Source organism: Mycobacterium adipatum (assembly GCF_001644575.1).
GTDB lineage: Bacteria > Actinomycetota > Actinomycetes > Mycobacteriales > Mycobacteriaceae > Mycobacterium > Mycobacterium adipatum.
Genome location: NZ_CP015596.1, coordinates 2,174,359 through 2,193,576 on the forward strand (window position 1 = coordinate 2,174,359; position 19,218 = coordinate 2,193,576).

A 19,218-nucleotide genomic window follows, 5' to 3' on the forward strand; every position below is an offset into this window, starting at 1 on the left:
CATGACGATGACTGCAGAAGTTCAGATACCGCCGGAGCAGGTCGTGCCCGGCGTGCACCCACGCTGGGAACGCCCGGGGCTGCTGGCACTGCTCGCCGGCACCGCCGCGCTCTACCTGTGGGGGTTGGGCTCGGGCGGCTGGGCCAACAGCTATTACGCCGCGGCCGCGCAGGCGGGCACCCAGGACTGGAAGGCCTGGCTGTTCGGCTCCTTCGACGCGGGCAACGCCATCACGGTGGACAAGCCACCGGCCGCGCTGTGGGCAATGGCGTTGTCCGGCAGAGTATTCGGCTTCAATGAGTTCACCATGCTGCTGCCGCAGGCGCTGATGGGTGTCGCGGCCGTCGCGGTGCTGTTCGGCACGGTGCGGCGCACCAGTGGTCCGGCGGCGGGACTCATCGCCGGTGCCGTGCTGGCGCTGACGCCGGTGGCGGCGCTGATGTTCCGGTACAACAATCCGGACGCGCTGCTGGTGCTGCTGCTGGTGGTGGCGGCCTACTGCATGGTGCGGGCGACCCAGCAGGGCAGCATGCGGTGGGTGGCGCTGTCGGGCGGCGCGGTCGGTTTCGCGTTTCTGACCAAGATGCTGCAGGCGTTCCTGGTGGTGCCCGCGCTGAGTCTGGTGTTCCTGGTGGCCGCCCCGATGGGTTTCTGGAAACGGGTTGGAGCATTGCTTGTCGCACTGGTCTCGGCGGTGGTCTCGGCGGGCTGGTATATCGCGCTGGTCAGCCTGTGGCCGACGGACGCCCGGCCCTATATCGCCGGGTCGAGTGATAACAGCCTGTTGCAGTTGGCATTCGGGTACAACGGAGTCGATCGCATCGTTGGTCGGGGCCAACCCGGGGGCGGTGCCGGACCGGGCGGACCCGGCGGCGGGGGAGCGAACCTGTTCTTCGGTGGGGATCCGGGCGTCGGCAGGTTGTTCGGGGCGTCCATGGGCGCCGAGGCGTCCTGGCTGTTGCCCGCGGCACTGCTCGGGCTGGTCGCCGTGCTGTGGCTCACCCGGCGCGCCGCGCGCACCGATATGGTGCGCGCCGCCACCCTGATGTGGGGGACGTGGCTGCTGGTCACCGGCGCGGTGTTCAGCTTCATGGACGGCACCATCCACCCCTACTACACCGTGGCACTCGCTCCGGCGATCGCTGCGCTGGTGGGGATTTCGTCGGTCGAGCTGTGGCACCGCCGGCACCATCCGGCGGCGCGTGCGGTACTCGCACTGAGCCTCGTGGGTACGGGTGGGTGGGCCTTTGTGCTGCTGGGCCGCAACCCGGATTGGTGGCCGGTGCTGCGCTGGTCGGTGCTGATCGCGTCCGTGGTCGTCGCGGCGGTCCTGGCGTTCGGCGTGCAGCGGCTGGGCCGGTCCGCCGAGGCCGTCCTGGTGGCCGCGGCCCTGCTGGCCGGTGGTGCGGGCAGCGCCGGATGGGCGCTGGCGACGGTTGCCGACGGCAACAGCGGCGGCCCGATGGCGGTCTCCGGTCCGGCGACCCAGCAACACGAGTTCGGGCCGGGCGGGCACACCGGTCGGCCGGGCGGCCCGGGCACCCGCGTCGACGACACGGCGCTGGCCGAGCTGGTGACCGGACTGGACAACCGGTGGGCGGCAGCGACCGTCGGCTCCATGATGGCCGGTGACCTGGAACTCAAGAGCGGGGCCTCGATCATGTCGATCGGCGGGTTCGCGGGCGGCGACAATTCGCCGACGCTGCAACAGTTCCAGGACTACGTAGCGGCCGGGGATGTGCGCTACTTCATCGCCGGTGAGCGGTTCGGGCCCGGCGGGCACCGGGACGGGTCGGGCACCCAGATCACCGAGTGGGTGCAGCAGCACTTCGCCACGCTCGACGTCGGTGGCACCACGGTCTACGACCTGAGCAGGCCGCTGCGCTAGCGACGTGCGCACCGCGGGGTCGACTAGATTTCCTGCCGTGTCCGAGCCCCAGCGCCCGCCGCCGTTCCCTCGCGGGATGGCGCTGCTGGTGGCCGGCGCGTTCTTCATGGAGATCCTCGACGCCACGATCATCACGCCCGCCATCCCGCTGATCGCGGCGTCCCTCGGTGTCGACGCGGTCGACGTGAACGTGGCGATCTCGGCCTACCTCGTCACCGTGGCGGTGCTGATTCCGGCCACCGGCTGGATGGCCGACCGATTCGGCATCCGGCGGGTGTTCCTGGCCGCGATCGTGGTGTTCACCGCGGCCTCGGTGGGCTGCGCGCTGAGTACCTCGCTGCCGATGCTGGTCGGGATGCGGGTCCTGCAGGGCATCGGCGGCGCGATGATGGTGCCGGTCGGGCGGCTGGCCGTGTTGCGTTCCAGCGCGAAGACCGATCTGGTGCGTGCCATCGCTCTGCTCACCTGGCCGGCATTGGCGGCCCCGGTGCTGGCCCCGGTGCTGGGCGGCGGCATCGCGACGGTCGGCAGCTGGCGGTGGATCTTCATCGTCAACATCCCGCTGGGGATCATCGGTTTCCTGTTGGCGCTCAAGCTGGTGCGCGGCGGCCCGGCCGAGACGCCGCGCACGTTGGACTGGCCGGGCCTGCTGCTGCTCGGTGGCGGTATCGCCGCGGCGCTAATCTCCCTGGAGAGCATTCGCGTCGCGGGGACGGACTGGCTGCTGGTCGGTGCCTGCGGTGCCGGTGCGGTGGTGCTGCTCGGCGTGGCGCTGTGGCATCTGCTGCGCACGACGGCACCGTTGATCGCGCTGCCGGTGCTGCGGGTGCGGACCCTGCGCATCACCGTCACCGCCGGGTCGCTGTACCGAATGGTCATCACCGCGGTGCCGTTCCTGCTGCCGCTGAAATTCGTGCTGGAGATCGGCTGGACGCCGTTTCGAGCCGGGTTGATGGTGGCGGTGCTGTTCGCGGGCAACCTGACCATCAAGCCGGCCACCACGCCGCTGATGCGTCGATTCGGGATCCGCGCGGTGCTGGTGGTCAACGGCATCGTCTCGGTGCTGTGGTTCGGGTTGCTGGCGCTCATCGAGCCTGGCATGCCCGCGGTGCTCATCGGCGTCGTGCTCTATGTCAGCGGCGCGTTGCGCTCGATCGGTTTCACCGCCTACAACAGCCTGGCATTCGCCGATGTCGACGGTGACGACCTGACCCACGCCAACACGTTGAACGCATCGGTGCAGGAACTGGCTGCCGGTCTGGGTATCGCGGTGGCAGCGCTGCTGGTGAGCCAGCTGGCGTCGTATTCGGTGACGTTCCTGGTGCTCGGGGCACTGCTGGCGGTGACGCTGGTGGAATCGATCCGGCTGCCCCGGGCGGCCGGAGCACAGGTGACCGGCCGGCAGTGATCTGTGCAGATCACCGGGGTGGGCGCGCCCGATCGTTGACATGACGGATGCCGGAGCGTTAAATACCCAACTATGATTGCAATCTTGGTCATATCTACCAACTTTATGGAGATGCAATGACGGCCTCCGCCGAGCTCGACCCGGCCGCCGCCCGCTACGAGCTCAGCCACCTGCGCGCGCTGGAAGCCGAGGCGATCCACATCATCCGCGAGGTCGCCGCGGAGTTCGAGAAGCCGGTGTTGCTGTTCTCCGGCGGCAAGGACTCCATCGTCATGCTGCACCTGGCCATCAAGGCTTTCGCGCCCGGCCGCCTGCCGTTCCCGGTGATGCACGTCGACACCGGCCACAACTTCGACGAGGTGCTCCAGATCCGCGACGAAATGGCCGCCGAGCACGGGGTGCGCCTGGTGATCGCGAGCGTGCAGGACGATATCGACGCCGGCCGCGTGGTCGAGACCATCCCGTCGCGCAACCCCATGCAGACCTTCACACTGCTGCGCGCCATCCGCGAGAACAAGTTCGACGCCGCCTTCGGCGGGGCGCGGCGCGACGAGGAGAAGGCGCGCGCCAAGGAGCGCGTGTTCAGCTTCCGCGACGAGTTCGGACAGTGGGACCCCAAGGCGCAGCGACCCGAACTGTGGAACCTGTACAACGGGCGGCACCACAAGGGCGAGCACATCCGGGCCTTCCCGATCTCGAACTGGACCGAATTCGACATCTGGTCCTATATCGGTGCCGAGAAGATCAAGCTCCCGTCGATCTACTACGCGCACCAGCGCCAGGTCTTCGAACGCGACGGCATGCTGCTGGCCGTGCACAAATTCATGCAGCCGCGCAAGGACGAGCCGGTCGTCGAGAAGACCGTGCGGTTCCGCACGGTGGGAGACGTGACCTGCACCGGCTGTGTGGAATCGTTGGCGGGCACCGTGTCCGAGGTGATCGCCGAGACCGCGGTGTCCCGGCTGACCGAGCGCGGAGCGACCCGCGCCGATGACCGAATCTCCGAAGCAGGTATGGAAGATCGCAAGCGCGAGGGGTACTTCTGATGGCCACTTTGTTACGCATCGCGACCGCAGGCTCCGTCGACGACGGTAAGTCGACGCTGATCGGTCGGCTGCTGTTCGACTCCAAGGCCGTCATGGAAGATCAGCTGGCCGCCGTCGAACGCACCTCCAAGGAACGCGGAAACGATTACACCGACCTGGCTTTGGTGACCGACGGCCTGCGCGCGGAGCGTGAGCAGGGCATCACCATCGATGTCGCCTACCGCTACTTCGCGACGGCCAAGCGCAAGTTCATCATCGCCGACACCCCGGGCCATGTGCAGTACACCCGCAACATGGTGACGGGGGCTTCCACTGCGCAGCTGGTGATCGTGCTGGTCGACGCCCGGCACGGGCTGTTGGAACAGTCGCGCCGGCACGCCTTCCTGGCCTCGCTGCTGGGCATCCAGCACATCGTGCTGGCGGTCAACAAGATGGACCTGGTGGACTGGGATGAGCAGCGGTTCAACAAGATTCGTGATGACTTCCACGAGTTCGCGGCGCGGTTGGACATCCACGATGTGACCACGATCCCGATGTCGGCGCTCAACGGCGACAACGTCGTCACCAAGTCCGATGTGGCGCCCTGGTACGAGGGGCCGGCGCTGCTCAACCACCTCGAAGAGGTGTACGTCGCCGGTGACCGCAACCTGGTCGACGTCCGCTTCCCGGTGCAGTACGTCATCCGGCCGCAGACCCGCGAGCACGCAGACCATCGCAGCTATGCGGGCACCGTTGCCGGCGGCGTCATGCGCACCGGGGATGACGTCATCGTGCTTCCGGCCGGCAAGACCAGCCGTATCACCGAGATTGCCGGGCCCTCCGGACCGGTCGACGAGGCGTTTGCATCCATGGCGGTGTCGATCAGTCTCGCCGACGATATCGACATCTCGCGGGGCGACATGATCGCCAGGCCGAACAACCAGCCCGATGTCACACAGGAATTCGACGCCACCGTGTGCTGGATGGCCGACGGTTCGGCACTCGAACCCGGCCGTGACTACATCATCAAGCACACCACCCGGACCACCCGGGCGCGGGTGTCGGCGCTGGACTATCGTCTCGACGTCAACACGCTGCATCGCGACAAGAGCGCCACGGCGCTCAAGCTCAACGAACTCGGGCGCGTCACGCTGCGCACCCAGGTCCCGCTGCTGCTCGACGAATACTCGCGCAACCCGGCCACCGGGTCGTTCATCCTCATCGATCCGGACAACAACGGCACCGTCGCCGCGGGCATGGTGCGCGACACCGAACCGGCGGCCAACCGCGCCGCCAGCCCCAACGCGGTGCGCCACCAGAATCTGGTCTCCGCCAACGACCGGCTGTCCAAGGGCTCGACGGTGTGGTTCACCGGGCTGTCTGGTTCCGGGAAGTCCTCGGTGGCAATGCTCGTCGAGCAGAAGTTGCTGGCCGCCGGCCGCCCGGCCTATGTGCTCGACGGGGACAACCTGCGGCACGGGCTGAACGCCGATCTGGGCTTCTCGATGGACGACCGCGCCGAGAACCTGCGCCGGCTCGCCCATATCGCGACGCTGCTGGCCGACTCCGGACAGATCGTGCTGGTCCCGGCGATCAGCCCGCTGGAGGCGCACCGGGAGCTGGCCCGCAAGGTGCACGCCGAGCAGGGCTTCGATTTCTACGAGGTGTTCTGCGACACCCCGCTGGAGGATTGCGAACGCCGCGACCCGAAGGGGCTCTACGCCAAGGCGCGTCGTGGCGAGATCACTCATTTCACCGGCATCGACAGCCCGTATCAGCGGCCGAAGAACCCGGACCTGCGGTTGACACCGGATCTGTCGCCGGAGGACCTGGCGCAGCAGGTTGTGGATCTGCTGGGCAAGAATGACTGACCACGAACTGGCGGCCCGGCTGGCTACCGAAGCCGGGGAACTGCTGCTGACGGTGCGTGCGGAATTCGCCGACGCCGACGCCAAGGAACGAAAGGCTGCCGGCGACAAGCGGTCCCACGATTTCCTGGTGGCTGCGCTGGCCCAGCACCGCCCGGCGGACGCCGTGCTCTCCGAGGAGGGCGCCGATGACCCGGTCCGACTGAACGCCGAGCGGGTATGGATCGTCGACCCGCTGGACGGCACCCGTGAGTTCTCCGAACTCGGCCGCCAGGACTGGGCTGTGCACGTGGCGCTGTGGGAGCGCGGCGAACTCGCGGCCGGTGCGGTCGCGCTGCCGGCTCAGGGCGTCACACTTGCCACCCCCGTGGTGGAGGCGCCGCCGAGCGCCCCCGGCGCCCCGCGTGTGGTGGTGTCGCGCACCCGGCCGCCCGCGGTCGCGCTCGCCGTGCGGGATGCCCTCGGTGGCACCCTGGTCGAAATGGGTTCGGCCGGTGCCAAGGTCGCCTCGGTGGTGCAGGGCATCTCCGATGTCTACGTGCATGCCGGTGGCCAATACGAGTGGGACTCGGCGGCCCCGGTGGCGGTGGCCCGCGCGGCGGGACTGTTCACCGCCCGTATCGACGGTTCGCCGCTGGCCTACAACCAGTCCGACGTGTCGCTACCCGATCTGATCGTCTGCCGGCCCGAGCTCGCCGATGCCGTGCTGGCGGTCACCACGGCGCACTGACGCCGCACGGGGGGTTATCCCGACCGCGCGATGATCACCGGCACCCGTGCCGCGTGCGCGACAGCCGAACTCACCGAGCCCAGCAGCAACCCGGCGAAACCGCCGCGACCGTGGCTGCCCACCACCAGCAACTGGGCGTCCTTCGACTGCTCCAGCAACTGATTCGCGGGCCAGTCGCGGGTGACCACCCGCCGCACCGTCACATCGGGGTAGCGCTCTTGCCACCCGGCCAGCCGCTCCGCCAGGGCCTCCTCGGCCTGCTCGACGACCATCGTCCAGTTGGCGTAGGCGAAGCCGGCGTCGGCGACGGCGTCGCTGTAGGTGTGCACGGCCACCAGCGGAACGCCGCGCCGGGACGCCTCGTCGAAGGCGATCGCCACCGCGGATTCCGACGTCGGCGAACCGTCGATGCCGACGACCACGGGGCCTGTTGCGCGCTCCTCGTCGTGGAACACCGCGATCGGGCAATGCCCGTGGTGCACCAGTCCGGTACTGACCGACCCGAGCAGTCGGCCGCTGATCGCGCCGAGGCCGCGGCACCCGACGACCACCATGGTCGCGTCCTTGGACAGATCCGCCAGCGTCGCGACGGCGTTTCCGGATACCGCCAGGGTCTCGACCGTGACCTCGTCGTGGGTGGCCAGATTGGCGATGCGGGCGGCTTCGGTGAGGATCTCGGTGCTTCTCCGGTCACGGGCCTGCAACCATTCCTCGCTGACGGGCACATCGAGCCACATGGCCGCCTCGATGGTGGGAAGCACGTGGACCAGCGTGAGGGGAATGTTGCGAAGGTGCGCATCCCGGGCGGCCCAGTCCACGGCCTGCTCGGAGGCGGGGGATCCGTCGACTCCTACGATGATGCCGTGATGTGTTGACTGAGAGGGCATTTCAAGTCCTTTCCACTGTGCTTGGCGGCGTGCCGGCAGGTTCAGACTCAACCTATGCCGGTGCCCCCCGGGCGGTCTGCACACCTAGGTCCCGGGTGCAGGGGTCTAAGGTCATTCGCGTCGGGCCCGAGCGTTCGCCTCGATCTGACGCAGGGTCGCTCGCATGATGTGACCCACAAACGGCCGGATCAGCCACCAATAGCGCAGAAACCGTCGCCGTGAAGCCGGATCGGTCGTCACTGTTCGACATTCGTAGCTGAGCAGCGTGGCCTTCGCGCCGTAGGGCAGGATGGAGAAATTGGCGGCGATCTTGCCCCATCCAGGTTCGCGAAAGCCGGGGAAGTCGGCCGCCGCGATGTCGCGCCATTCGATGGTGGGCTGCCAGAATTTTCCCACCGCGGCGAAGGCGACTTCGCGATCGCGCTGTTCGCCGAGGAATGTCCACCCCGGCAGCCCCATGTCGGGACCGATGACGATCCGGGGCGCGGGGGCGGGCACACCCTTACGGGAGAGCCGGGCCGGTAGGCCCCGAAGCCACATTGCCGTATCCAACAACGGCGAATGCACCGTCAGCAGGTCGAGTTCCCGCGCGGCCGCAAATGTCGTCGCCGGATCGGACTGCACGATGATGTGCTCGGAGATGGTGACGTCATAGGTCGGCATGGTCGCGTCGATCAGAAGCGCGGTGGACTCGCACGTGGTCATGTCCCCATGTTCGGCCGGTCCTTGGCTTGTCACCAGTGCCGTTGGTCCTCGATGGCGCGCCGAACGGGCCGAAACTCGATCCGGTACCGGCGTGCGGCCGGGACGTGTCGCCAAGAAGGGACTTTCGGCCCGTCCGTGGGCGGCCCGCGTTCCATAGGCTCACGGGTGGAACGCCACAGGCCAGGAACCTTGGAGACGCGAATGACCCGCACGCAGCCGCCGAGATCGATCGTGGTCGGTATCGATGGATCGGACGCCGGTCTGCGGGCGGCCCGGTGGGCGGTGGACGAGGCGGCGAACCGGGGGTTGGCACTGCGCCTGGTGCACGTCATCGAGCCCGGCTCGCAAGCCGTCCGGCTGGAGACCGAGTACGCCCATATCGCGCTACGGTCCGCTCGAGCTGCCGCGTACGCCGTCAGCCCGCGGGTGAGCATCGACACCGTCGTCAAGCGCGGTGGCATCGATACCGTGCTTGCCCGCGAGTCGCGCACCGCGGAGATGCTGTGCATCGGATCGGCGGCCACCGACGAGCGTGACGAGTCGACAGGCCCGTTGCTTTCGGCCCGTTTGGCTCATACCGCCCGGTGCCCGGTCGCGGTGATCGGCGTTGCCGACGAGCGTGCCGCTGCGCAGGGCCCTTGTCTGGCCGTCGTCACGACCGATTCGTCCGCGCGAGAAGCGATGCTGCGGGACGCGCTGGACCAAGCGCGGCGGCGGAGGTTGCCGCTGCTGGTGGTGGACGCGGCAACGGCCGGCCGTCTCGACCCCGACGACGATGCGATGCGTATCCGCGAGGCGCAGCTTTGCCGGAGCTATCCCGATGTCGTGGTGCATCGGGTGGTGGTGCAGACCGATATCGGTGCGTTTCTGGCCCAGATCACGCCAGCCGTGGCGCTGACGATGGTCGACGCGGATGCGCTGCGGCACGGTGTGGGTGCCGTCCGAGCCGAGTTGACTCGAGCCGAGCACCGCCGGTGCGGGACTGCTCCCGACGACCGATCCCGGTTCACGACCAACGACATTGCCGCGGAACTAGTTTCGACAGGTGAGCGGGCGGATACGGTATCGCGTTGACGCCGGCGATGTCCGGTGTTCGGTTGCCGGCGATCATGCTCCGGTGTCACACCGGAGCACCGCGGCCCCGTCGAAACGGCCGGCCTTGAGATCGACGAGAGCCTGCTGCGCCTGGGCCAGTGGGTACTCGTGGGTGGTCACCGCCAGGTGGTGCTCGGCGGCGAAGCGCAGGAACGCTTCCCCGTCGGCGCGGGTATTGGCTGTCACGCTACGGATTTCGCGTTCGTAGAACAGCTCGCGTTGGTAGTTGAGCACCGGTACATCGCTGAGATGGATGCCGGCGATCGACAGGATCCCGCCGCGGTCCAGCGCGCGCATCGCCACGGGCACCAGATCGCCGACGGGGGCGAAAAGGACGGCGCTGTCCAGCGGCTCCGGGGGCTCGTCGTAGGCACCGGTTGCCGACGCGGCGCCAAGATCCAGTGCCAGCCGCTGCGCCTGCTCACCGCGGGTCATCACGTGCACGGTGGCCCCCTGGGCCAACGCGATCTGTGCGGTCAGGTGTGCGCTGCCGCCGAACCCGTAGATGCCGAGGCGTCCGCCTCTCGGCAGGCCCGCGCGTTGCAGTGCGCGGTAGCCGATGATGCCGGCACACAACAGCGGAGCCAGTTCGACATCGGTGTACCCAGGGGGCAGTCGGTAGGCGAACGCCGCCGGGACGGTGGCGTACTCGGCGTAGCCGCCGTCCCTGTCCCACCCGGTGTACAACGATTGCGGGCACAGGTTCTCGGCGCCCCGCCGGCAGTATCGGCACGTCCCGCAGGTCTGGCGGAGCCAGGCGACACCCACCCGGTCACCGACGGAGTAGTCCGAGACGTCGGGTCCGAATGCGGCCACGGTGCCGACGATCTCGTGTCCCGGGGTGACGTGTGCGCTGTGTGGTGCCAGATCACCCTCGGTGACGTGCAGGTCGGTGCGACATACCCCGCAGGTGCGTACCTGCACCAGTAGTTCGCCCGGCCGGGGCCGGGGGATCGGCTTGCCTGCGTAGCGCATCGGGCCCGCGTCGATCGGGCCGGGCTCACGCACCACCCATGCCTTCATGCTGTCCGGCTGACGCGCGGTCATCGGTTGACCAGCAAGACCGATGACGGGGTGTCGCAGAGGGCGAACCGGCCGAAGGGACCTGTCAGACGTCCGGCCGCGTCTTCTCCGTAGTTGCCCGAGACCATCAGTTGCACCGGTGGGTCATGCTCGAGCAGGAATGTCGGTATATCGTCGGGTACGTCCAAGATGTGGGTCTGGACGTCGGGGTACGCGCCGGCCGATTCGGCCACCAGCGTCCCGACCACCGATCCACGAGCGATGACGGTTTCGATCTGCACCGGTACGCCGGTGCGGGTGGCCGCCGCGCGGGCCGCCCGCAGCGCGACCTCGGCAGCCGCCGCCGGCCGGGCGTGTGCCGACGTCGGCTCGACGACGTGCACCAGACGTAAGCGCACATCACGATCGACGGCTTCCTCGACGGCCCATTCCGCGGCATGCAGCGCCGACGCCGACTCATCGATGCCGACGACGACGGCCGCCGGCGGGTGCGTATGGGTCATCGTGTGCTCCAGGTCGACCGGTCAGCCGGGGAAGGGCCTCACCGGGTGACGGTACTGCACGCCGCCGCCCGCCGAAGCGGTCATCGGACCCCGATCCGCGAGGCGAAAGACCCGCCCGCCTTCTCCCGCGCGGGGTTCGGTCACCCGATGACGGCTGTGATCGCCAGGGCGGCGACGCACACGACGACGACGGCGGTGGTGACGCAGTAGGCGATGAAACTCGGACGGCCGATCGTGAAGCGCCCCATGAGATCGCGGTCCCGGGAGATACCGATCATCGCGAACAGGATCGGTACCAGAAGCACCGCGTTGAGCACCTGGGTGGCCAGCAGGATGGTGACGAGCGGGACGGTGGGGACGAGCACGGCCGACGCGCCGAGCACGGTGACCGCGCCGAACGTCACATAGAACGTCTTGGCCTCGGCGAAGGAGTCGTCGACGGCCGCCTCCGTGCCGGCAAACTCGCACACGGAGTACGCCGTCGACAGCGGCAGCACCGACGCGGCCAGCAACGCGGCGCCGATCAAGCCGGCGGCGAACAGGGTCGACGCTGCCCCTCCGGCGAGCGGCTCCAGCGCCCGCGCGGCATCGGCGGCATCGCGGATGGAGTGGCCGCCACTGTGCAACGTCGCCGCGCACGCGATCACGACGAAAAATCCGATGACGCCGGTGAGCACCGCACCGGTGACGACGTCGACCCGCTCAAGCACGAGATCGGACGTGCGCAATTTCTTGTCGACGGCGTAGGACTGGATGAACGACAGCCCCCAGGGAGCGAGTGTGGTGCCGACGGTGGCCGTCACGATGGCCAGCGCGGCACCGTCGATGGGCATGCTGGGAACCAGCAACCCCTGCGCGGCAGCACCCCAGTCCGGTCGCGCCAGCACACCCGAAGCGATGTACGCCAGGAAGACGGTCGACAGCAGGAGAAGCACGTGTTCCACGCGGTGGAAGCTGCCCCTGAGCACCAGCAGCGAGACGATGATCGCTGCCGCGGGCACGCTCACGTACCGGCTGATCCCGAAGAGTTCTGAACCGGCCGCGATCCCGGCGAACTCGGCGCAGGTGGTTCCGATATTGGCGACGACAAGGGCGGCCAGCGTCGCGCCGCCGACCCGGACGCCGTAGCGCTGACGGACCAGGCCGATCAGCCCCTGTCCGGTGACGACGCCCATGCGGGCGGCCAGCCCGTGGAACAGGATCAGCGCGACGGTGGACAGCAGCAGCACCCACAACAGTTGGTAGCCATAGTCGGCGCCCAGCACGGAGTAGGTGGTGATGCCGGCCGGGTCGTCATCGGAGAGTCCCGCGAGCAGCCCGGGACCGACGACGGCCACCAGTGCGCCCAGGGTGAGTCGCCTGCGGCGGATCCGCGTCACTGCGCGGCTCTGCTCCGCCGGTGGCGGCGACGGGGCCAGACATGGGAGCGCAGGAAACGCCGACCGCGCAACACGGGTGTGCTGGCCAACCGGGCGCGCCACCGTGCCGCGTGGTCGGCCGGCATTTCGGCAACGATGTCGGTGGCGTTCGAGCTGGGCATCGCCCGCAGGATCCGTTCGCCCACGCCGGGGTCCACCCGGATGGCTTCCGCGGCCACGGCGGGCGCCGTCGCGGCGAGCACCTCGGCGGCCGCCTCGGTGGCGAGACGCTCGACCATCGCCGCGAGCTCGGTGGCACCGAGGTGGTGCACGGCGGACCGGGGCGTCGCCAGTTGCACGGTGTGACCGCGGCCGGAGGTCATATGCAGGGCGTTCCATTCCACGATATCGCGTGGTGCCCGCGCCGCCAGCTGGGTCAGGCCGAGTCGTCGCAGTACTGCGCCGAAACCGACTTCGACGCCGATCAATTCGAGTCGATCCCCGGCCACCGAGGTGAGCGCGACGTCGGCCACCCTGGCGAGTCGCCGACCGACGATATCGACGATCTGGGTGTCGAGGACATCTCGCACGATCAGAATCTCGTGGCGATGCAGCGCGGCATCGGCGCAAGCAATCTCGAACGCGGCGACGTCGACTCCGGTGCGCAGCGAAATTCCACCCGCGCCGACATTCTCGGTGACCGACCACGGCAGGAGCAGATCGTGTGCCCGCCGGCGCCGAACCAGCAGTCGCTGTACCCGCGGCGGGCCGGCTTGGATGTCGAGGCCGACGGACAGGTCGGCGAGTCGTCCGATCGTGCGGCCGTCGGTTCCGATGACACGCCGGCCCACCGCGTCGCTGAGCAGAAGAAGGCCGGGCGGTGCTGAGGCGCTCGCCGGCTTCCTGGAGCTGTTCAGTGCCCGCCTCCTATGGCAGTTCGGGTCGAGCGCGACGGTGGCGAGCGCAACACCGCCCAGACCTCCCAGCCGTGCTGGAAGCGGTCACATCCCCAGGAGGCTGCCAGATGCCGCACCGCAGTAGAACATCGGGCCGGCCTCGTATCGGTCCGATCATCGAACAGCGGCGTCCTGGCCTGGGCATCGAACACGCGGACAGCGATCTGTCCGGCCATCAGCTCGATGTCGACCTCGACGTCGTGATGGCGCCGCCGGATGCTCTCCGCGACGAGTTCGCCGACGACGAATGCGGCATCGTCGACGACGCGTTGCGGCAGATCGGCGGGGTCGCCCAGTTCGTGGACCAGCCTGCGGGAGATTCGCGGTGCGAAGACGGTCGGGTGCAGACGCAACCGACATCTCGTGGAAGCCGGTCCGGCGTCGATGGCCTGCATTGGTTCCGATCTCCTGTCCGCGTGGCGATCTGTCGCCGACGATTCGCCGGGCTTCGAGGACCAGTGTCGCGGCCGTGCCCGGGCCCGCATAGTGCCATTGGTCCCGGGCTGGCCGTCGACACGGCGCCGGGGTCGGGATCAGGGCGACCGTCGGCCGTGGCCCGAACCCGCCCGCGTCCTGCGAAGCCATTTGTGCGTGGCGTCCGCCACGAGAATCGCCGGTATCGCGGCGGCGGCCACGGCGTAGCCCGCCGGGGGCGGTCCGGTGTGGCCCAGGATTTCGGCAATCGGGGGCACATACAGCAGCAGCACCAGCAGACCGAGCTCGGCGGCCACCGCCGCGACGAGGAGCCGGTTGGTCCACGGCGCCACGGTCCACGCCGGGCGCTCGGCACTTCGGCAGGCGAACGCGTTTGCCGCCTGGCCCAAGACGATCGCGGTGAAGGCGGCCCCGGAAGCCATCAGCAGAACGTGGGTGCTGACCGGGTCGGTGCCGAAATGCCAACCGCCCGCTTGTAACACCGTCACGAACGCCGCGAGCGCCACCACCGCCTCGGTCATCCCCAGAACGGCGAATGCCCGCAAGATCAGCGCGCGGTCCAAGAGATGGCCTTTGGTCGGCGGACCCTGCAGCGATCGGTTGTCGGGCGGCTCGGCGCCCAGCGCGAGGGCGGGCAACACGTCGGTTCCGATGTCGAGGGCCAACACTTGCAGCACGCCAATCGCAAGCGGAAAGTGGCCGGCGGTGAGCGCCCAGACCACGAACGGGGCCAGCTCGGCGACGTTGTCCGCGAGGTGATAGGTGAGGAACCTGCGAATGTTCGCGAACGTCGAGCGTCCCTGGGCGATGGCGGTGACGATCGTCTCGAAGTTGTCGTCGAGCAGGACAACGTCGGCGGCTTCCCGGGCGACGTCGGTACCGCTGCGGCCCATGGCCACGCCGATCGCCGCCTCTCTGAGCGCGGGAGCGTCGTTGACACCGTCGCCGGTCATCGCCACCACATGTCCCCGCAGCCGCAGTGCTCGGGCGATCCGCAGCTTGTCCTCCGGGGTCACCCGGGCAACGACCACGCCGTCCCGGTCGAGCAGCTCGCCCAGGGCGCCGAGTTCCGCGGGGAGATCGGCGCCGACCAGCACCGAGGCGTCCCCGCGCGAGAGCCCGATCTCGCGGGCGATGGCCCCCGCGGTCGCCGGATGGTCTCCGGTCACCATGGCGACGCGGATACCCGCAGTGCGGCAACGGTCGAGAACCTCGCTCACCCCGGGACGCGGTGGATCCTCCAGTGCCACCAGGCCCAGCAGGTGCAGGTCGCGTTCGGCGTCGGCGCAATCCTGCGGTGAGCCTTCGTCGTGCGCGACGTCACGGCGGGCGACGGCGAGCACCCGCAGTCCCCGGCCCGTCAATTCCTCGAGTGCCGGTGCGGCGGCGGCAGCGTTGTCACACAGCGGCAGAACCGCATCCGGTGCACCCTTGGTCAGAATGCTGTCACCGACGACCACGGACATCCGGCGTCGGCGCGGGTCGAACGGGAACTTCATCCGCGGTGCCGCCGGCCCGTTGTCGGCGCTCACCCGACGCGCGAAGGCGTCCAGTGCCGCCTCCATCGGATCACCGTGGGCGACCCAGATTCCGTCGGTCTCTTCCACCCGCCCGGATGAGCACATCCGGGCGGCCCAGGCCAGCACGCCGAGAGCATCGCGTGCCTCTGGGCGCGCGCAGTGCACGTCAGCGGTCGGCCGATAGCCGACGCCCTGGATTCGGGCGGAGCCGTGCGGCGTCCACACCTGCACCACCGACATCTCGTTCTGCGTCAGGGTGCCGGTCTTGTCGGTGCAGATGAACGTCGTGGAACCAAGCGTCTCGACGGCCTCCAGGTGCCGGACGAGCGCTTGCTTGCGGGCCATCCGTTGAGCGCCGATCGCCAGCGCGAGCGTCACGGTGGGAAGCAGGCCTTCCGGCACCACCGCCACGGTGACCCCGACGGCGAACAGGAAGCCGTCCGAGGGCGGCATGCCGATCAGCACTGCCGTCACGAAGAATGTCGCACCGATCCCGACGGCCACCGCCGCGATGACCCGTGACAGCCGGTCGAGTTCACGCCGCAGCGGTGTCGGTGAATGCCGTTGTGCCTGTGTCAGCTTGGAGATGGCGGCCAGTCGCGTTGCAGGACCGGTGGCCGTGACCCGGGTCCGCGCCTCACCCTCCACCACGAAGCAGCCGGCATAGACCGCGTCGCCCGACCCCGGGTGCTCGGCCAGGCTTTCACCGGTGAGTGCGGAGGAGTCGACGGCCAGGCCCGCGCCGTCGAGCACCACGGCGTCCGCCGACACTCGGTCCCCTTCGGCGAGCAGCACGATGTCACCGATCACGAGTTCATCGGCCCAGACTTGTCGGGTCAGCCCGTCGCGGACCACCGTCGCCTTGCGCGGCAACATCTGCTGCAATCCCTGTGCGGCGTGCTGGGCCCGTTCTTCCTGCGCGAAGGCGAAGATCGCGTTGAGCAGCACCACGGCGAAGATCGCGATGCCCAATTCCGGCATACCGGCGACGAAAGCCAAACCGCCCGCGATCCAGAACAACACCGCGAAGAAATGGACCAGGTTGGCGGCGAACCGCCGCCACCATCGCTGGTTACGTTGCAGCGGAGGGCTATTGGGTCCGTTCGATGCCAGCAGTGCGGCGGCCTGCGACGAGGTCAAACCACCGGTGTCGCCGACGACGTCGGCGTTGACGGACCCGCCCGTCATGTCGAGGACCGCCCCGTCGACGGGGATGCGTCGGGCAGCAACGTGAAGTAGCTCTCCTCCTCGGCGGCGAAGTGCAGCGACAGCAGGGCATGCAATCCGTACAGGCAGGCCAGCAGATCCTCGGTTTGTGCGAGCGCCACCGAACCGGTTGCCTCCGCTTGATCGAGGTGGGCATGCAGGCGGTAGGCCAGCCGGTCGATCTCGGCGTGCATCCGGCTCATCGTGGCCGTTGCTTCGGGGCTGCCCAGCGGTCGCGTGAGAGCCGGGTACAGGGAGCGATCCTCGGCGTGCTCGTGCGGTAGCAGGGTGTCCTGTACGAAGGCATCGGTGCGGCGCAGCGCGACCAGCGCCGCGGCGCGGTCGCCGACGGCCAATTCATGCGCGGTGTCCCGCAACAGGGACAGGTCGGCCCGCATCACATCGTGTTCGGCGGAGAACCGGCGAATCAACCCCTGGGTGCCGGCGGTCAACGCCGGCCGCTCTCCCGCACCCGCGCGTAGCGCCCGCAGCGCGTTGAGGATCACCGACAGGTCGATGACCTCCTGCAGCAGCGCACCGAGCGCCGGGGGAAGCAGACCCACCGCCGCGAACCCCATCGCCACAATGGACAGCACCATGCCGATGGCGGCGCTCTGCAAGGCAATTCGGCGTGAACGGCGTGCGATCAACATGGCGTCGGCCAACCGATCGAGCCGGTCCGTCGTCAGCACGACGTCGGCCGCTTCCGAACTCGCGGTGGCGCCGCGGGCACCCATCGCGACGCCCACCGTGGCGGTGGCGAGTGCGGGTGCGTCGTTGACACCGTCGCCGACCATGACGGTCACCGCGCGTTCCCGCTCGGCGGCCACGCGGGCCACCTTCTCGGCAGGAGTCTGCCCGGACCGCACCTCGTCGAATCCCAGTACCGCACCGATCTGCTCGGCGGGGGCGGCACGATCACCGGTCAGCATGATCACGCGGTCGATGCCCGCGGTGCGCAGTCGACGTATCGTGCGGGGAGCGTCGGACCGTATCGGATCCATCAACAGGATCGCTCCCACCAGTCGTCCGTCCACGGTGACCCATGCGATGGCGGCGGCATCGAACGACGCCTGAGACAGTGCGGCGGCCACCCACGGGGGCGGATCGTCGGACAGCTCACGATTTCCCACGGTGACCCGCGTACCATCGACGACCGCCGAAATGCCCTTTCCTGCTTCTTCGGTGACGTCCGTCGGCGGGCTGAGCGCGAGTCCGCGCTCGCGCGCCTCGTCGACAATTGCCCTGGCCAGTACGTGCGGAGAGAACTGATCGGCCGACGCGGCGAGGCGCAACACCGACGACGGCGACCATCCTTGCGCGACCACGATGTCGGTGCCACGTGGTCGACCGCTGGTCACCGTGCCGGTCTTGTCCAGCACCAGTGTGGTGGCCCGGGCCAGATTCTCCAATGCGCCACCGCCGCGGACGATTACGCCCATCCGGGAGGCCCGCGACAGTCCCGACACGATCGCCACGGGTGCCGCCAACAGCAGCGGGCAGGGTGTTGCCACCACCAGCACGGCGACGGCCCGCGCGGCGGATCCACTCCACCACCATGCCGTCGCGGCGACCACCAGGGTGAGTGGGAGGAACCACTGCGCCAAGCGATCGGCCAGCCGTACGACGGGCGCGCTGGTGGCGGCGGCCTCGCGCGCCAAACGCACGATCCCGGCATAGGTGCTGTCGTCGGCGGTGGCGGTCGCGCGGATCTCGATCACACCGCCGGCGTTGATCGCACCGCTGCGGACTTCGTGGCCGGCCGGCACGTCGACGTGCACCGATTCACCAGTAAGCGCCGATTCATCGAGCATTGCCCACTCCGAGGCGACCCTGGCGTCGACGGGCAACATCTCGCCCGGCCCGACCACGAGAACGTCATCGATGGCGACCTCGGCGAGGGGCACCGTCTCCACATCGTCGCCGTGACGGCGGCGGGCCTCCTTCGGCGCTCGCTCCAGCAGGGCCCGCAGATCCTTGGTTGCGCGTCGCTCGGCGGCGTGTTCGAGTGCCTGGCCGGTGGCCAGCATGACACCGATCAACGCGCCGGCGAGATACTCGCCGACGGCGAGCGTGCCGCCCAGCGAGAGCACCGCGATGACATCGACACCGAACTTTCCACGCCGCAGTGCGATGACCAACCACCACACCGCGGCCACCAGCGCCACCACGGTGCCCGCGGTCCAGAACGTGTCAGCCGCCGTGGTGGCGCCCAGAGACCAGGCCAGTCCGCCGGCCGCCAGCGCGCTGACCGTGGCGCCGACCAGCGCTACCAGCAGCACCTGGGACAGCGAGTCTCGACGGCGGGACGGAGACGCTCCCACGGAAATTACTCGGCCGCGACGGGCTGGGGTGTCCGGGGTCCGGCGGCTCGGCCTGCCCGCATCCCACCCGACGCCACGTCGATCGTCACTTGGCCGCGCATCGTCGGCCATCGCATGGTCATACGCACGAGTCTCGGTGCCGGAGCGTCACCCGACTAGGGCCTCTGGTCCCTTGTGCCGACCGCGAACGTCCCCGACCGGCGTGCGTGGGGTGGCGACGGGCTCGGGGCGGAAATACGCCGGGCCCCGAGAGAATGGCAAACAGCGCCCACAGAAGTGACTTCCGG

At 69.0% G+C, this 19,218-nt stretch carries 15 protein-coding genes; 6 read left to right on the plus strand and 9 right to left on the minus strand.

The features are described from left to right. Positions 1 to 7 precede the first annotated feature (7 nt). The 5 genes from A7U43_RS10355 to A7U43_RS10375 all read left to right on the plus strand — a co-directional run bounded on the left by A7U43_RS10355 (position 8) and on the right by A7U43_RS10375 (position 6,919). Positions 8 to 1,888, plus strand: coding sequence for an ArnT family glycosyltransferase (locus A7U43_RS10355; protein WP_082902402.1), 1,881 nt, complete (start codon positions 8 to 10; stop codon positions 1,886 to 1,888). Positions 1,889 to 1,964: 76 nt separating this feature from the next. Then, the gene (locus A7U43_RS10360; protein ID WP_067994414.1) at positions 1,965 to 3,296 is read left to right on the plus strand and encodes an MFS transporter; all 1,332 of its coding nucleotides are present in this window, start codon (positions 1,965 to 1,967) and stop codon (positions 3,294 to 3,296) included. Between the two features lie 116 nt (positions 3,297 to 3,412). After that, a complete protein-coding gene (gene cysD / locus A7U43_RS10365) occupies positions 3,413 to 4,342 on the plus strand; it encodes a sulfate adenylyltransferase subunit CysD (protein WP_067994418.1) in 930 nt (309 codons plus the stop codon). Continuing rightward, positions 4,342 to 6,192, plus strand: coding sequence for a sulfate adenylyltransferase subunit CysN (gene cysN / locus A7U43_RS10370; protein ID WP_067994419.1), 1,851 nt, complete (start codon positions 4,342 to 4,344; stop codon positions 6,190 to 6,192). Before cysD ends, cysN begins: the two co-directional genes overlap by 1 nt. Further along, positions 6,185 to 6,919, plus strand: a complete 735-nt coding sequence (locus A7U43_RS10375; protein ID WP_067994422.1) for a 3'(2'),5'-bisphosphate nucleotidase CysQ — start codon at positions 6,185 to 6,187, stop codon at positions 6,917 to 6,919. The genes cysN and A7U43_RS10375 overlap by 8 nt, the downstream gene beginning before the upstream one ends. Before the next feature lie 14 nt (positions 6,920 to 6,933). Here A7U43_RS10375 and A7U43_RS10380 read toward each other — a convergent pair whose 3' ends face one another. Both A7U43_RS10380 and A7U43_RS10385 read right to left on the minus strand, forming a co-directional pair. Next, entirely contained in the window at positions 6,934 to 7,806 is an 873-nt protein-coding gene (locus tag A7U43_RS10380) for a universal stress protein (protein WP_067994426.1), read from the minus strand. A 111-nt stretch (positions 7,807 to 7,917) separates the two neighbouring features. Further along, positions 7,918 to 8,511: a hypothetical protein gene (locus A7U43_RS10385; RefSeq protein WP_197499993.1), complete on the minus strand. Its 594-nt coding sequence runs from the start codon at positions 8,509 to 8,511 to the stop codon at positions 7,918 to 7,920. Between the two features lie 201 nt (positions 8,512 to 8,712). Here A7U43_RS10385 and A7U43_RS10390 point away from each other — a divergent pair, with 201 nt between their 5' ends. Beyond that, positions 8,713 to 9,585 (plus strand): universal stress protein, encoded by an 873-nt coding sequence (locus A7U43_RS10390; RefSeq protein ID WP_197499994.1) that lies wholly within the window; start codon positions 8,713 to 8,715, stop codon positions 9,583 to 9,585. 33 nt (positions 9,586 to 9,618) lie between these two features. Here the strand turns inward: A7U43_RS10390 and A7U43_RS10395 are convergent, their stop codons facing one another. The 7 genes from A7U43_RS10395 to A7U43_RS10425 form a co-directional block, all read right to left on the minus strand. Next, on the minus strand, positions 9,619 to 10,629 hold the full coding sequence (locus A7U43_RS10395) for a zinc-binding alcohol dehydrogenase family protein (RefSeq protein ID WP_068002376.1): 1,011 nt from the start codon (positions 10,627 to 10,629) through the stop codon (positions 9,619 to 9,621). Positions 10,630 to 10,649: 20 nt separating this feature from the next. Next, complete coding sequence (locus A7U43_RS10400; RefSeq protein ID WP_067994431.1) at positions 10,650 to 11,132, minus strand: universal stress protein; 483 nt, start codon at positions 11,130 to 11,132, stop codon at positions 10,650 to 10,652. A 140-nt stretch (positions 11,133 to 11,272) separates the two neighbouring features. Continuing rightward, positions 11,273 to 12,511 carry an NRAMP family divalent metal transporter gene (locus tag A7U43_RS10405; RefSeq protein WP_231963563.1) on the minus strand — a complete coding sequence of 413 codons (1,239 nt, stop codon included), beginning with the start codon at positions 12,509 to 12,511 and terminating at the stop codon, positions 11,273 to 11,275. Further along, positions 12,508 to 13,341, minus strand: a complete 834-nt coding sequence (locus A7U43_RS10410) for a magnesium transporter MgtE N-terminal domain-containing protein (protein ID WP_231963564.1) — start codon at positions 13,339 to 13,341, stop codon at positions 12,508 to 12,510. The genes A7U43_RS10405 and A7U43_RS10410 overlap by 4 nt, the downstream gene beginning before the upstream one ends. A gap of 62 nt (positions 13,342 to 13,403) precedes the next feature. Continuing rightward, positions 13,404 to 13,841 (minus strand): hypothetical protein, encoded by a 438-nt coding sequence (locus A7U43_RS10415; RefSeq protein ID WP_156525884.1) that lies wholly within the window; start codon positions 13,839 to 13,841, stop codon positions 13,404 to 13,406. 138 nt (positions 13,842 to 13,979) lie between these two features. Beyond that, positions 13,980 to 16,589, minus strand: a complete 2,610-nt coding sequence (locus A7U43_RS10420; protein WP_067994441.1) for a cation-translocating P-type ATPase — start codon at positions 16,587 to 16,589, stop codon at positions 13,980 to 13,982. Further along, on the minus strand, positions 16,586 to 18,931 hold the full coding sequence (locus tag A7U43_RS10425) for a heavy metal translocating P-type ATPase (RefSeq protein ID WP_067994445.1): 2,346 nt from the start codon (positions 18,929 to 18,931) through the stop codon (positions 16,586 to 16,588). The genes A7U43_RS10420 and A7U43_RS10425 overlap by 4 nt, the downstream gene beginning before the upstream one ends. Positions 18,932 to 19,218 lie beyond the last annotated feature (287 nt).

Bases quoted from the DNA above. Each gene is read 5' to 3' on its own strand.
- A7U43_RS10355 (WP_082902402.1), top strand. From the start codon at position 8: ATGACTGCAGAAGTTCAGATACCGCCGGAGCAGGTCGTGCCCGGCGTG.
- A7U43_RS10360 (WP_067994414.1), top strand. From the start codon at position 1,965: ATGGCGCTGCTGGTGGCCGGCGCGTTCTTCATGGAGATCCTCGACGCC.
- cysD (WP_067994418.1), top strand. From the start codon at position 3,413: ATGACGGCCTCCGCCGAGCTCGACCCGGCCGCCGCCCGCTACGAGCTC.
- cysN (WP_067994419.1), top strand. From the start codon at position 4,342: ATGGCCACTTTGTTACGCATCGCGACCGCAGGCTCCGTCGACGACGGT.
- A7U43_RS10375 (WP_067994422.1), top strand. From the start codon at position 6,185: ATGACTGACCACGAACTGGCGGCCCGGCTGGCTACCGAAGCCGGGGAA.
- A7U43_RS10380 (WP_067994426.1), bottom strand. From the start codon at position 7,806: ATGCCCTCTCAGTCAACACATCACGGCATCATCGTAGGAGTCGACGGA.
- A7U43_RS10385 (WP_197499993.1), bottom strand. From the start codon at position 8,511: ATGACCACGTGCGAGTCCACCGCGCTTCTGATCGACGCGACCATGCCG.
- A7U43_RS10390 (WP_197499994.1), top strand. From the start codon at position 8,713: ATGACCCGCACGCAGCCGCCGAGATCGATCGTGGTCGGTATCGATGGA.
- A7U43_RS10395 (WP_068002376.1), bottom strand. From the start codon at position 10,629: ATGAAGGCATGGGTGGTGCGTGAGCCCGGCCCGATCGACGCGGGCCCG.
- A7U43_RS10400 (WP_067994431.1), bottom strand. From the start codon at position 11,132: ATGACCCATACGCACCCGCCGGCGGCCGTCGTCGTCGGCATCGATGAG.
- A7U43_RS10415 (WP_156525884.1), bottom strand. From the start codon at position 13,841: ATGCAGGCCATCGACGCCGGACCGGCTTCCACGAGATGTCGGTTGCGT.
- A7U43_RS10420 (WP_067994441.1), bottom strand. From the start codon at position 16,589: ATGACGGGCGGGTCCGTCAACGCCGACGTCGTCGGCGACACCGGTGGT.